This is a genomic window from Providencia sp. wls1916 (assembly GCF_009706585.1).
Taxonomy (GTDB): Bacteria; Pseudomonadota; Gammaproteobacteria; order Enterobacterales; family Enterobacteriaceae; genus Providencia; species Providencia lanzhouensis.
The window spans coordinates 222,123-234,651 of sequence record NZ_WLUL01000014.1; the positions used below are offsets into that span (position 1 = coordinate 222,123).

Here is a 12,529-nt window from a genome sequence, read left to right on the forward strand (position 1 = left end):
ATAATTCAAGGGCTTGGTTAAAGCCCTTTTCATAAGTTAAGGAATATTATGCTAGCGCTAATTAGAGCTATCATTGTGATCATATTTACGATTTGTGTGTGTGTAGGTGGCAGTATCTACTGCCTATTTAGCCCACGAAATCCAAGACATGTGATGACGTTTGGTCGTATGTTTGGGCGTTTGTCCCATGTGTTCGGTATTAAAATGATTGACCGTGTTCCGGCTAAGGCAAAGGATTACGGTCCAAGTATTTATATCGGTAACCACCAAAATAACTATGACATGGTCACTATGTCGAATGGTGTTCAACCAAGAACCGTTACTGTGGGTAAAAAAAGCCTTGTTTTGATCCCATTCTTTGGCTTCTTGTATTGGATCACGGGAAATATTTTGATTGACCGTGGTAACCGTTCGAAAGCCCATAACACTATTTCCCAAGTTGCCGAGCAGATTAAATCTCGTAAGATTTCAGTCTGGATGTTCCCTGAAGGAACTCGTAGCCGTGGTCGTGGTTTACTGCCATTTAAAACGGGCGCATTCCATGCTGCGATTGCTGCTGGTGTGCCAATTGTGCCTGTTTGTGTGTCTACTACACAAAACAAAATTAGCTTGAACCGTTGGAATAATGGTCATGTGATTATTGAAATGTTGGATCCGATAGATACCTCGAAATACTCTAAAGATCAGGTTCGTGAGCTGTCGGAATATTGTCATGACTTGATGGAAGCTAAAATTAAAGAGTTAGATAAAGAAGTTGAAGAGCTGAATAAACGCTAATCTCCATACTTTTACTAAGTTCTATGATTTTACTAAGTTAATTGATATCGATAGTGGGAAGGTCATTCAGAACTTCCCACTATGTTATTCTGGCGATGTTATTTTCACTGCGAGACTTTTGCTCCACTATTTTCTCCGTCATATAATCCCACTCGTAATTATTACCACTCAAATTTATTATATTTTAATTATTGATACATATATTTTTAGAATTCTATGCCCTTTCGCGATATGATGGCTCGCAAATTTGTCGCAAGATAAATTATTGAATTCCAAATAGTGGTATCACCAGCACATACCTAAAAATACTCATATAAATCACTAATTTATAATGATTTATTAAAATAATTTGCTGGTTTTTTATTTAGCGGAGAATCTATGTTATTCAGTCGTTGCCGATCATTGCTGATTAGCGGGTTGGCTGTGTGCTTATTGCAGGTATCAACTTATGCGAGTGCAGAAGGAACGACCGCACTCCCTGTTCCACCCTTGCTAGAATCCCGTTCGGGACAGCCACTCTTTTTAACATTACAAAAAATCCATTGGTCTTTCGATGGTAAATATTCAGCGGAAGTTTTAGGGATTAATGGTTCTTATCCTGGACCCACTATTCGCGTAAAAAACGGAGATGACCTGAAATTAATCTATAGCAATAGATTACCGGATGCCGTTTCAATGACGATTAGCGGGTTGCAGATCCCTGGCACGCAAATTGGCGGTGCAGCGAGACAAATTTCGCCAAATGCAGATTGGTCGCCGGTGATCCCTATTCGCCAAAATGCGGCAACGCTTTGGTATCACGCGAATACTCAAGGTAAAATGGGACAGCAAATCTACAATGGTTTACTGGGAATGTGGATTATTGATGATGATTCCACAAAAGAGTTACGTTTACCAAAACATTACGGCGTAGATGATTTCCCGATTATTATTCAAGACAAACGCTTGGATAACTTTGGCGTTCCTGAATATCACACTGATGAGAATGGATTCCTCGGGGATACATTAGTGGTTAACGGTGTGCAAGATCCCTACATTGAAGTTTCTCGTGGTTGGGTACGTTTAAGATTATTAAACGCGTCTAATTCCAGACGCTATGTGATGAAAATCAGCGATGGCCGTCCCTTCGTGATGATAGCATCAGACCAAGGATTGCTAACGGTGCCTGCCAGCGTACAAGAACTTTCACTTGCACCGGGAGAACGTCGTGAAGTGCTGATTGATATGGCGAAAACGGCTGAACTGACGATTACAGCAGGGGAATCTGCCTCGTTGATGGATCGCGTAAAAGGGCTATTTGAACCGTCGAATAATTTAATTTCCACCAATGCGCTAACCATCAAAGCGACGGGATTAATGTCATTGGTGACGGATGATGTTCCAAAACAATTAGTTTTGGATGCGACACAGATTACCTCCTCGATTACTAACCGTGATATCCAACTAAATGATCCAGTAGGCATCAATGGCGTAAAATTGGATACGGGGCGTGTGGATATTACTTCTCGCCAAGGCAGTTGGGAGCGTTGGAATGTCAGCAGTCAACAGCCTCAATCTTTCCACATTGAAGGTGTTCGCTTTAAAGTGATCAACTGTAATGGGCAGCCAGCTCAGTCAGATAACTTTGGATGGAAAGATACGGTTTGGATTGATGGGCGCTGTGAACTACTTGTGCAGATGCTGCAGCCGTCTTACAACCATTTCCCATTCCTGTTTTATAGCCAAAACCTTGAAAAAGCAGATTTAGGCTCAGTGGGACAACTGGTTATTACACCTGAAGATGGTAGTAACTAATTGAAACATTAGAAAAAGCCCGCAATTAGCGGGCTTTTTTACGTTAAAGATTAGCTCAATGCTACGCGTATACCGAATGCTACTAGCACCACGCCAAGGACTTTATCCACATATTTTTGTACTTTCGCTAGCCCTTTTCTAACGGGGGCACTTTGAATTAAGCACACCAAAATTGGCCAGTAAATCACAGCAAGACCCCAAATAATAAAGGCGAACCAGAGCTTTTCTGAGAATGTCGAATCCACACTAAGCACTTGAGTAAAAATCGCTAAGAAGAATAAAGTTGCCTTAGGATTTAAGACGTTACATAAGAAACCTTGCATGAACGCTTTTTTGAATGTGACATGCTCATGTTGATTGCTCATTAAATCAACACTCTGAGCCTTTTGCGGCATCAGGCTTTTAATCCCAATCCAGATTAAATACGCCGCGCCAGCATATTTAAGAATATTAAATAACCATGGCGTGGTGGTAATCAATACGGCGAGCCCTGCCACGCAATAAGACATATGAAGTGCAATAGCAACGATAATACCGAAGGCGGTCATCATGGCTGCGGAACGTTGGTAACGCGCTGCATTCTTGATAATTAAAAAGAAATCTGGACCTGGTGAGATCATGCCAAGGGCGGCAATCGTCGCGACCATGATACTGGTCTGATACATAATGTAATCTCTTTATTTTAGGTTGAACTAAACTGAGTAATAAGGGACTAAAAGCGTTGTAAACATCGTTTAGTGCATTGACTTGAGTCGTTCGAGTATAAGGGATTGAGTGGTATTTAAGGAAGATTAAATTTAGTCGACGAAGTATGTCTGTTTCCGTATAGTGTGCACAATTTTTATATTTCGTTTCTAAGGTGGTTAGATGAATATTAGCTTAATCGCAGCAATGGCGTTCGATCAGGTTATCGGCATGGAAAATGCGATGCCTTGGAATTTACCAGGTGATTTGGCGTGGTTTAAGCGTCAAACATTGAATAAACCTGTGATTATGGGACGCGTGACTTATGAAGCCCTAGGTCGTCCTTTACCGCAGCGTGTCAATATTGTTTTAAGTAGCCAAGCAGGCACAGAAACTGGTGTTATCTGGGTTAAATCAGTTGAAGAAGCATTAGAAGCCGCGAAGGCAGTTGAAGGTGCTGATGAGATTATGGTGATTGGTGGTGGTAAGGTTTATCAACAATTCCTTCCAATGGCGAATAAACTCTATTTGACTCACGTGGATGCTGAAGTGATTGGGGATACTCATTTCCCTGCTTACGAGCCTGATGAATGGGACTCTATTTTCACTGAATATCATGAGGCAGACGAAGCGAATAGCCACGGTTTCTGCATTGAAGTTCTGACTCGTCGCGTTTAACCGTCGCTGCTCTAGTCAACAAAAATGGCACTGTTAGGTGCCATTTTGCTATCTATCATTTGGTATCTAGAGTAAACACTCACTCTTTGCGACGTTTCTGGTGAGATTTCTGTCTATGGAATGTTTTAGTTTCCCAGTGAAGTAGCGTTAAATCCCCTCCCCAGCAACAGCCAGTATCCATCGCATACACATGTTCCGGTGTAAACTTACCTTCCAATGATGCCCAATGACCAAAGAAAATGGCGTAATCTTCAGGGAATTGACTTGGTAGAGAAAACCATGGCTTCAGTGGAGCAGGAGCTTTAGCTGGGCTCTCTTTACAGATCATGTCCAGTTGCCCATTTGGAAAACAATAACGCAGGCGGGTGAGGGCATTGGTGCTGTAGCGTAAACGCGCCAATCCCATCAAACTTTCAGACCAATTGTTTGGCATGTCGCCATACATAGAGTCAATAAATAGCGGATATGCATCGCTTGAAAGCACGGCTTCCACTTCGCGAGCGCACATTTTTGCGGTTTCGAGATCCCACTGTGGCGTAATGCCAGCGTGGGTCATGACCATTTTTTGCTCTTCATCGACTTGTAAAAGTGGCTGACGGCGTAACCAATTGATGAGTTCATCGATATCGGGCGCATTGAGTAGCTCATCAAGATGGTCTTTAGGCTTATTGCGACTGATTTTGCAGTAGATACCAATTAAATGTAGGTCATGGTTGCCTAACACTAATCGTGCTGATGAGCCTAAACTTTTCACATAGCGTAAGACTTGCAATGACTCGGGTCCACGAGCAACAAGGTCACCCGTTAGCCACAATGTATCTTGCTGTGGATCGAAATTCACGCTATCGAGAAGTTCCCGCAGCTCACGATAACAACCGTGTATATCACCTACAATGTATGTGGACATAATTAATTAATCAGTGTTGGGATAGCGAGGCGAAATGCAGGAATATCAACATGAAAATGATTTCCTTGATCGCTCAGCATAACGTAATAGCCTTCCATCGTACCCATTGGTGTTTCTAAGATAGCACCGCTGGTATAGCGATATTCTTTGCCCGGTAGGATAACGGGTTGTTCACCCACCACGCCTTCACCTTGCACTTCAGTTTTACGGCCATCACTATTGGTAATGAGCCAGTAACGGCTCATTAACTGTATAGGAATTCGCCCTAAATTGCGGATACAAATAGTATACGCAAAGACAAAACGGGCAATGTCGGGCTGGGATTGGCTTTCTATGTAGACACTTTGAACTTGGATGCTCACATTGGGATCATTCAGCATAGTGCCTCCTCAGATTCTCTATTCCGATAAATTACACAGATAGTTTGCCATCTTACAATAGTGCTCAACGGAGATATTCTCAGCGCGCGTTCCCGGGTCGATACCCAGTTCGGTTAACTGCTCAACGCTGAATAAATCCCCAAGACTATTGCGGATAGTTTTACGACGTTGGTTAAATGCTTGGGTTGTAATACGGCTCAATACTTTAATATCCTTCACTGGGTATGGATTTTCCTTGTGAGGGATCAATCTTACTACCGCAGAGTCCACTTTTGGTGGTGGCGCAAAGGCAGTAGGCGGAACTTCAAGCACAGGAACAACATTGCAGTAATATTGCGCCATTACGCTTAAACGACCGAAAGCTTTGCTTCCAGGACCTGCTACTAATCGATTAACCACTTCTTTTTGCAACATGAAATTCATGTCGGAAATTTGGTTGGTGAATGTAAACAGGTGGAACATCAACGGTGTTGAGATGTTATAAGGCAAATTACCAAATACGCGTATTGGCTGTCCAGCTTGTTTCGCCAGTTCACCAAAATCGACAGTCATCGCATCTTGCTGGATGATGGTTAGCTTGTCTTTCAGCTGTGGATGGACATGCAGACGAGCAGCAAGGTCGCGGTCAAGTTCGACAACCGTCATTTTATCCATGCGGCTGCCAACAGGTTCAGTTAATGCACCAAGACCCGGACCAATTTCTACAATGGCTTGTCCTGGTTGTGGGTGCATTGCATCTACAATACTGTCGATAATAAATTGGTCAGTTAAAAAGTTCTGCCCGAAACGTTTGCGGGCAAGGTGCCCCTGATGGACTCGATTATTCATGAATTCTTTTGTGTCATTTGGATAGCTAATTTCAATGCGGTGATGAAACTGCCCGCATCGGCTTGACCCGTACCTGCTAATTCAAGCGCTGTGCCGTGATCGACGGAAGTACGGATAAATGGCAGACCAAGGGTAATATTTACCGCTCTGCCGAAACCTTGGTATTTTAACACAGGTAGCCCCTGATCGTGATACATCGCTAATACGGCGTCTGCATCGGTTAAATACTTCGGTTGGAAAAGCGTGTCTGCGGGTAAAGGACCGATTAAGGTAATACCTTGTTTACGCAAGGTTTCTAGGGCTGGAATGATGGTTTCAATCTCTTCCATTCCCATATGTCCGCTTTCTCCGGCATGAGGGTTAAGCCCACAAACATAAATGTGCGGGTTTTCAATACCAAACTTGGTTTGCAGGTCATGATGCAAAATGGTGATCACTTCATGCAAGCTTTGTTGGGTAATTGCCTCGGAGACATCTTTTAGCGGCAGGTGCGTGGTCGCTAAAGCGACACGTAATTCTTGTGTTGCAAGCATCATCACAACGCGGTCACAGTGGCTTCTATCTGCGAAAAATTCGGTATGTCCACTAAATGGAATACCAGCGTCATTGATAATGCCTTTGTGAACAGGCCCCGTTACGATGGCAGAAAATTCACCATTCAAACAGCCATCACAAGCGCGGGCTAAAGTTTCAGTAACATATTCACCATTACGAACATCGAGTTTTCCAGCTTCTGCCAGTACACTCAGTGAAACGGGAACAATCGATAACTGCCCTGCGACGGAAGTCTGTGGCTGTTTTGCATCATATTCGCGTAATGTTAGCGGTAAATTGAGAGTTTTAGCGCGTTGAATAAGCAGGTCTGGGTCTGCGCAAGCCACAAGCTCGACAGGCCATGCCTGCTGAGCGAGTTGGATCAGAAGATCTGGGCCTACCCCGGCAGGTTCACCGGGGGTGATGACGATTGGCTTATTTTGCTTGTTCATCATTAGATTGGCTTTGGCGACCATCAACGATATTCACATAAGCCGCAGCGCGTTGTTCTTGCATCCAAGTCTGCGCTTCTTCGTTAAACTTACGATTGAACAGTAAACGGTACGCTTGATCTTTCTTCGCGGCATCAGTTTTATCAACGCTGCGAGTATCTTCTAACTGAATTAAGTGCCAGCCGAAACTTGAAGGTACAGGTTGGCTGATTTCACCTTTTTTCAGTTTCATCAGTGCATCACGGAATGCAGGGTCGTAAACATCAGGCATATTCCAACCTAATTCCCCACCTTTTAATGCACTACCTGGATCTTCGGAGTTTTCTTTAGCCGCTTCTTCAAATGAAATTCTGCCGTTACGGATCTCTTGAGCCAGTTGAGTCAGTTTTTGTCTTGCTGTTGCATCATCCATAATTGGTGATGATTTCAGTAAGATATGACGCGCTTTCACTTCGGTGACGGATATTGGCTGGTGAGTATCACCAGTAACGTCATTGACACGTAAAATATGGAAGCCTACACCAGAACGAATTGGACCAACGATATCGCCTTTCTTCGAGTTTTTCAGTTGGTCAGAAAAGACCACTGGCAGCTCTTGCAAACGTGACCAACCCATGTTTCCACCTTTCAGTGCTTGAGGGTCAGCAGAGTAAGCAATCGCTAATTTACCGAAATCAGAGCCTTTTTTCAGGTCAGTTAAGATTTTATCAACTAACGATTCTGCTTTTGATAACTGTTCTGGCGTTGGGTTCTCTGGCAGTGGGATCAGAATGTGGCTTAAATTTACGCCTTTCTGAGCATTCATTTGAGAATCCATTTGCTCAGCTAATGCATCAACTTCCTGAGGCAAAATGGTGATACGGCGGCGAACTTCGTTATTACGCACTTCCGCTAACAGCATTTCCTTACGGATTTCGCTGCGGTATTTGCCCATATTGATACCATCCGCAGTCAGGCGTTTTTCCATCTGCGGTAAGGTTAAATTATTTTGGCGAGCAATATCCGCGATAGTCGCATTCACAGCTTCTTCAGGGATATTAATCTGCATTTGGTTAGCCATCTGCAACATGATGTTATCCATAACCAAACGGTCGATGATTTGCTGGCGCAGGGTTTGATCATCAGGAACTTGTTGATTTGCATTACGTGCATTCAACTTCACTGTATTGATCATATTCTGGACGTCGCTTTCAAGTACAACTCCGTTGTTGACAACCGCAGCCACTTTATCCATTTGCTGTGGCGCAGCTAAACTTGCAGAGCTTGCGAACATCAGTCCCAGAATAAGCGTTCTCCAATTCTTCATAATGGTCCTATAAAATTGACTTTTATTCCGCATATGCGGGCTAATCGTGATCGTTATGTTGTTTGTTATCAGAAAGCACGTTGATAAGGAATAATACCTTGTTTCAACATCTCCTGACTACCTAAACTATGATTGTTATTTAGGCCTCTAAGTTCCACGTTGATAGACCATTTATTGTCATATTCACTGCTGAACTTCTCATTTTGCCAACCCACAATCTTACGTTCATACCCTAAATTCACCGCCCAACAGCAGGCATTGTACTGTAATCCGACAAGCTGGCTGGCAGATTGTTGCTGTTTGGTATCGTAATAATACGAGCCGACAAAGCCCCAGTTATCACTTAATGGCCAACTTACCACGGTACCTACTTGGGAAATACCTTGTTGATATTCTGGTAATTTATATACCTTCTCATTATCTTTTTGATATGTAGCTTGGATATAGTCACGGTCAACAAAACGGTAATTGAGCTGAATCAGTCTGTCCGCATCAAAGCGATACTCGGTGACCGCATTTCCCATGGTGATGTTGCCAAGGCGGCGGTCATACTGTAAGTTCCCACTAATGCCCCAGTTTTCATCAATGTGCCACATGGCATCCGTTGCCCACAGCAATGATCCTGTGTCACTCTTATCATCAATTTTTCGCGTTGAATTCCCCGCACGAGGGCGCTCTAAATAGTAAATTTGCCCGACGGAGAAATTGAAGCGTTCAGCTAAGTTTTCATCATAAATACGGGTGGTTAAACCAGTTGTGAATTGGTTCGCAGAAGCGATACGATCTAAACCACTGTAAATACGGTCACGGAATAAGCCCGAATAATCAGATTGTAATAATGATGAGTCGTAGTTATTGATATTGTCCTGATCTTTATACGGAATATATAAATACTGAACTCGTGGCTCTAATGTTTGAACAAAATCACTGCCTTGGAATAAGTCGCGCTCAAATACCACCTTCGCATCACTCTTAAACATAGGCAGCACGCGGGTGACATTTTTATCTAAGGCGCTATTTTCTTGGGCTTTGGGGATATCTTGATCATAGTGAGTAGCAAATAGCCTTACACTGTTATTCATCTGCGCCCAACCGTTAGACAGCGGCATGCTGACTTCTGGCTCGATATGCAAACGGGTTGCATCTGGGTTATTTTCACCTACGCTGGTAAAACGTGCAGCTTGTGCGTAGGTATGGAAATCCAACATACCGACGTCATTTTGGTAATAGTTAAAATCGATTTGTGGCTCAGCTTTATAAGCACGACGGTTCGGGTCATCAACGAAGATTTGGAACTGTTTGTGAGACACTTTCATGTTCCAATTGGTATCAGAATAGCCGACGTTAAATTTCTGGGTGGCATAGCCATCAGTGGTGCTACCATACTGAGAGCTAAAATCAGTAAAGTATTGACGGTCACTTACTTTGGTGTAGTCGGCACCAAAGTTCCAGTGCTGAGCAAAGGTCCCTGAGTGGCGCCAGTAGAATAACCAGCGGTCATCGCTGTCACGGGCATCACGCTTACCATTTTCTTTATCTTTAATATAAGCACGATCGTGGTTAATAAAGTCAAATGCGATGGTCCCCGTACCTGGTGTGATTAAATAACGGAATTCGTTATTTAATTTTACGCCTCGGTGGGTCATAAATTGTGGCGTAATCGTCGCATCGTAATTTGGTGCGATGTTCCAATAATACGGCAGCGTGAACTCTAACCCGTCGTTGTTTGAATAGCTTCCCATTGGGATTAAGAAACCAGAACGGCGCTTGCTACCAATCGGTAACTGCATATATGGGCTATAGAACACAGGCACATCTGCGATACGGAAACGAGCATGCCAAATTTCTGCGACTTCTTCTTCGCGGTCAATAATCACTTCAGAGCCAGCAACGCTCCATGTATTACTGCCCGGTAAGCAGCTGGTGAAAGTCCCGTTTTCCATAATGGAATAGCGGTTTTCACCTCGCATTTTCATTTTTTTCGCGTCACCGCGACCTTGACGACCTACCATCATGTAGTTACCGTCATCAACGTCAGTGTTTTTATTATCTAAGTTTGACCACGCTGAAGGGCCTTTCAGGATAATTTGAGGGTCATCGTAATGGACATTCCCCGTCGCCGTCACTTCACGAACCGGTTCTTCACCCTCTTTTTGGGTTTGTGTCAGTTTAACGTTATCTGCTGTGAGAGTCTGGTTGCCCTGCTGAATATCAACGTTACCAGTATATTCGACAAAATTAGGGTATTCCCCTGTGACGTCGTCAGCTTGAATCTCAATCGGTAAGCTATTTTGATCACCAGAGATAATAGGTTTGTCATAAACAGGCACCCCAAGCATACATTGTGCTGCAAGATCAGCATGTGCTTGCTGGCTATAAATAGCCGCCCATACCATGGTGGCGATTATTGTGGGATAACTTTTCTTCATCATTAAATAGGGAGTCCGTCAAATGGGCACAGTCGGCAAACGCTCAAAGACTATCTTAGCCAACCCGTTTTCGCCAGTATAATATCAAAACTGGAATAAACGTAGTTAGCAACTTGTTAGGTTCTTTATCGTTATGCACAAAAGCAGAATGGATAGTATGATAATGCAAAATTGCATTCTGAGCATTGAAGAATTGAGGGATATATGCACTATTGGGGTAAAATTATTGGGGTGATACTCGCTATTGTCTCCGGTTTAGGGTTTTGGGGAGCATTAGCCGGCTTACTGATTGGGCACGGTTTTGATAAGGCTTCGGCTCAACGTAAGTTCGCTGGCGCCTTCAATAAGCGCGACAGACAAATTATTTTCTTCGCAAGTACCTTTCAAATATTAGGGCATTTAACCAAGTCAAAAGGGCGTGTCACCGAGACTGATATCCAGTTAGCATCGAACCTGATGGACAGAATGCAACTGCACGGAGAAACTCGCAAAGCCGCTCAACAAGCCTTTAGAGAGGGGAAATCCCCAGACTTTCCACTGCGTGATGTTCTTAAACAATTACGTATGGCTTGTTATGGTCGTTTTGACCTTGTTCAGATGTTTCTGGAAATTCAATTACAAGCTGCTTTCGCGGATGGAACCCTACATCCTAACGAACGAAAAGTGCTATTTATTATTGCGGAAGAGCTGGGTATCTCCCAAATTCAGTTTGAGCAATTCTTAGATATGATCCAAAGCGGTCGCCAGTTTGGTCATGGTTATTCTCAGCAGCAGTCTGGAGGCTATTACCAACAAAATAATGGCCCTACGCTGGAAGATGCCTGTAAGGTACTTGGGGTTTCCGTCGATGATGACCCAACGAAAATTAAGCGAGCGTACCGTAAGCTGATGAGTGAGCATCATCCCGATAAGCTCGTTGCTAAAGGTTTACCGCCAGAGATGATGGAAATTGCTAAGCAAAAAGCACAGTCAATTCAGGCGGCTTATGATCTTGTTAAAAAAGAGAAGGGTTTCAAATAACTTCAGTTTTTAAATAACTTAAGCTTTTAAATAATTGAAGCGCTTAAACCAGCCTAAGCGCTTCAATCAGATTAGAAATCTGGCGGGCAAGTAAAATGCATTGGTGTGTCATACTCAGGATGAGTGATATACAGCTCCTGCGCATGTAACTGCAAACGTGGTGCTAATGCCAATGCTTCTTCATGGGCATAAAATCTGTCACCAAGAATAGGGTGTCCCAGTGCGAGCATATGGACACGTAGCTGATGAGAGCGTCCCGTAATTGGCGAAAGTTTGACTCGCGTTGCCTGCTCTTCATATTCTAAAACTTGGTATTCGGTTTGGGCCGATTTTCCGGTTTCAAAACAGACTTTCTGCTTAGGGCGATTCGGCCAGTCACAAATTAGCGGTAAATCCACCAAACCCTCAGGTTTTTCCAAATGACCCCACACGCGAGCCACATAGTGTTTTTTCGGCTCCCGTTCCCTAAACTGACGCTTGAGTTCACGCTCAGCCGCTTTATGCAGAGCGACGACCATAACGCCACTGGTTGCCATATCTAAACGGTGAACGGACTCCGCCACAGGATAATCCCGCTGAATACGGCTCATGATGCTGTCATGGTGCTCAGGGGCTTTCCCTGGTACAGAAAGCAAGCCGCTAGGTTTATTGACTACAATAATATGCTCGTCTTGGTAGAGTATGTGTAGCCATGGTTCAGTAGGGGGATTATAGGGTAACATTTCTTTTATCCTTCATTC

At 43.6% G+C, this 12,529-nt stretch carries 12 protein-coding genes; 4 read left to right on the top strand and 8 right to left on the bottom strand.

The window, feature by feature from the left end; genetic code table 11:
• Positions 1–48 precede the first annotated feature (48 nt).
• Both GKR61_RS10360 and ftsP read left to right on the top strand, forming a co-directional pair.
• On the top strand, positions 49–777 hold the full coding sequence (locus GKR61_RS10360; protein ID WP_036956280.1) for a 1-acylglycerol-3-phosphate O-acyltransferase: 729 nt from the start codon (positions 49–51) through the stop codon (positions 775–777).
• A gap of 378 nt (positions 778–1,155) precedes the next feature.
• Complete coding sequence (ftsP, locus tag GKR61_RS10365) at positions 1,156–2,571, top strand: cell division protein FtsP (RefSeq protein ID WP_154639762.1); 1,416 nt, start codon at positions 1,156–1,158, stop codon at positions 2,569–2,571.
• Positions 2,572–2,621: 50 nt separating this feature from the next.
• Here ftsP and GKR61_RS10370 read toward each other — a convergent pair whose 3' ends face one another.
• Positions 2,622–3,236, bottom strand: a complete 615-nt coding sequence (locus GKR61_RS10370) for a LysE family translocator (RefSeq protein ID WP_036956284.1) — start codon at positions 3,234–3,236, stop codon at positions 2,622–2,624.
• A 202-nt stretch (positions 3,237–3,438) separates the two neighbouring features.
• Here GKR61_RS10370 and folA point away from each other — a divergent pair, with 202 nt between their 5' ends.
• Positions 3,439–3,933, top strand: coding sequence for a type 3 dihydrofolate reductase (folA, locus tag GKR61_RS10375; RefSeq protein WP_036956287.1), 495 nt, complete (start codon positions 3,439–3,441; stop codon positions 3,931–3,933).
• A gap of 79 nt (positions 3,934–4,012) precedes the next feature.
• Here folA and apaH read toward each other — a convergent pair whose 3' ends face one another.
• From apaH to lptD, 6 genes are all read right to left on the bottom strand, one after another.
• Complete coding sequence (apaH, locus tag GKR61_RS10380) at positions 4,013–4,840, bottom strand: bis(5'-nucleosyl)-tetraphosphatase (symmetrical) ApaH (RefSeq protein ID WP_036956289.1); 828 nt, start codon at positions 4,838–4,840, stop codon at positions 4,013–4,015.
• Between the two features lie 2 nt (positions 4,841–4,842).
• A complete protein-coding gene (gene apaG / locus GKR61_RS10385; protein WP_036956291.1) occupies positions 4,843–5,220 on the bottom strand; it encodes a Co2+/Mg2+ efflux protein ApaG in 378 nt (125 codons plus the stop codon).
• 18 nt (positions 5,221–5,238) lie between these two features.
• Entirely contained in the window at positions 5,239–6,048 is an 810-nt protein-coding gene (rsmA, locus tag GKR61_RS10390) for a 16S rRNA (adenine(1518)-N(6)/adenine(1519)-N(6))-dimethyltransferase RsmA (RefSeq protein ID WP_036956293.1), read from the bottom strand.
• Complete coding sequence (gene pdxA, locus GKR61_RS10395; RefSeq protein WP_036956416.1) at positions 6,045–7,037, bottom strand: 4-hydroxythreonine-4-phosphate dehydrogenase PdxA; 993 nt, start codon at positions 7,035–7,037, stop codon at positions 6,045–6,047. Before pdxA ends, rsmA begins: the two co-directional genes overlap by 4 nt.
• Positions 7,018–8,340: a peptidylprolyl isomerase SurA gene (gene surA / locus GKR61_RS10400; RefSeq protein ID WP_036956295.1), complete on the bottom strand. Its 1,323-nt coding sequence runs from the start codon at positions 8,338–8,340 to the stop codon at positions 7,018–7,020. Before surA ends, pdxA begins: the two co-directional genes overlap by 20 nt.
• Before the next feature lie 68 nt (positions 8,341–8,408).
• The gene (lptD, locus tag GKR61_RS10405; RefSeq protein ID WP_195848049.1) at positions 8,409–10,769 is read right to left on the bottom strand and encodes an LPS assembly protein LptD; all 2,361 of its coding nucleotides are present in this window, start codon (positions 10,767–10,769) and stop codon (positions 8,409–8,411) included.
• Between the two features lie 204 nt (positions 10,770–10,973).
• On the opposite strand from lptD, the gene djlA reads away from it, so the two are divergent.
• Positions 10,974–11,789, top strand: a complete 816-nt coding sequence (djlA, locus tag GKR61_RS10410) for a co-chaperone DjlA (protein WP_036956297.1) — start codon at positions 10,974–10,976, stop codon at positions 11,787–11,789.
• A gap of 71 nt (positions 11,790–11,860) precedes the next feature.
• Here djlA and rluA read toward each other — a convergent pair whose 3' ends face one another.
• Positions 11,861–12,511, bottom strand: coding sequence for a bifunctional tRNA pseudouridine(32) synthase/23S rRNA pseudouridine(746) synthase RluA (rluA, locus tag GKR61_RS10415; protein ID WP_154639763.1), 651 nt, complete (start codon positions 12,509–12,511; stop codon positions 11,861–11,863).
• Positions 12,512–12,529 lie beyond the last annotated feature (18 nt).

Coding starts and splice junctions, on each gene's coding strand:
- apaH (WP_036956289.1), bottom strand. CDS start 4,840: ATGTCCACATACATTGTAGGTGATATACACGGTTGTTATCGTGAGCTG.
- folA (WP_036956287.1), top strand. CDS start 3,439: ATGAATATTAGCTTAATCGCAGCAATGGCGTTCGATCAGGTTATCGGC.
- djlA (WP_036956297.1), top strand. CDS start 10,974: ATGCACTATTGGGGTAAAATTATTGGGGTGATACTCGCTATTGTCTCC.
- rluA (WP_154639763.1), bottom strand. CDS start 12,511: ATGTTACCCTATAATCCCCCTACTGAACCATGGCTACACATACTCTAC.
- apaG (WP_036956291.1), bottom strand. CDS start 5,220: ATGCTGAATGATCCCAATGTGAGCATCCAAGTTCAAAGTGTCTACATA.
- pdxA (WP_036956416.1), bottom strand. CDS start 7,037: ATGATGAACAAGCAAAATAAGCCAATCGTCATCACCCCCGGTGAACCT.
- GKR61_RS10360 (WP_036956280.1), top strand. CDS start 49: ATGCTAGCGCTAATTAGAGCTATCATTGTGATCATATTTACGATTTGT.
- lptD (WP_195848049.1), bottom strand. CDS start 10,769: ATGAAGAAAAGTTATCCCACAATAATCGCCACCATGGTATGGGCGGCT.
- surA (WP_036956295.1), bottom strand. CDS start 8,340: ATGAAGAATTGGAGAACGCTTATTCTGGGACTGATGTTCGCAAGCTCT.
- GKR61_RS10370 (WP_036956284.1), bottom strand. CDS start 3,236: ATGTATCAGACCAGTATCATGGTCGCGACGATTGCCGCCCTTGGCATG.
- rsmA (WP_036956293.1), bottom strand. CDS start 6,048: ATGAATAATCGAGTCCATCAGGGGCACCTTGCCCGCAAACGTTTCGGG.
- ftsP (WP_154639762.1), top strand. CDS start 1,156: ATGTTATTCAGTCGTTGCCGATCATTGCTGATTAGCGGGTTGGCTGTG.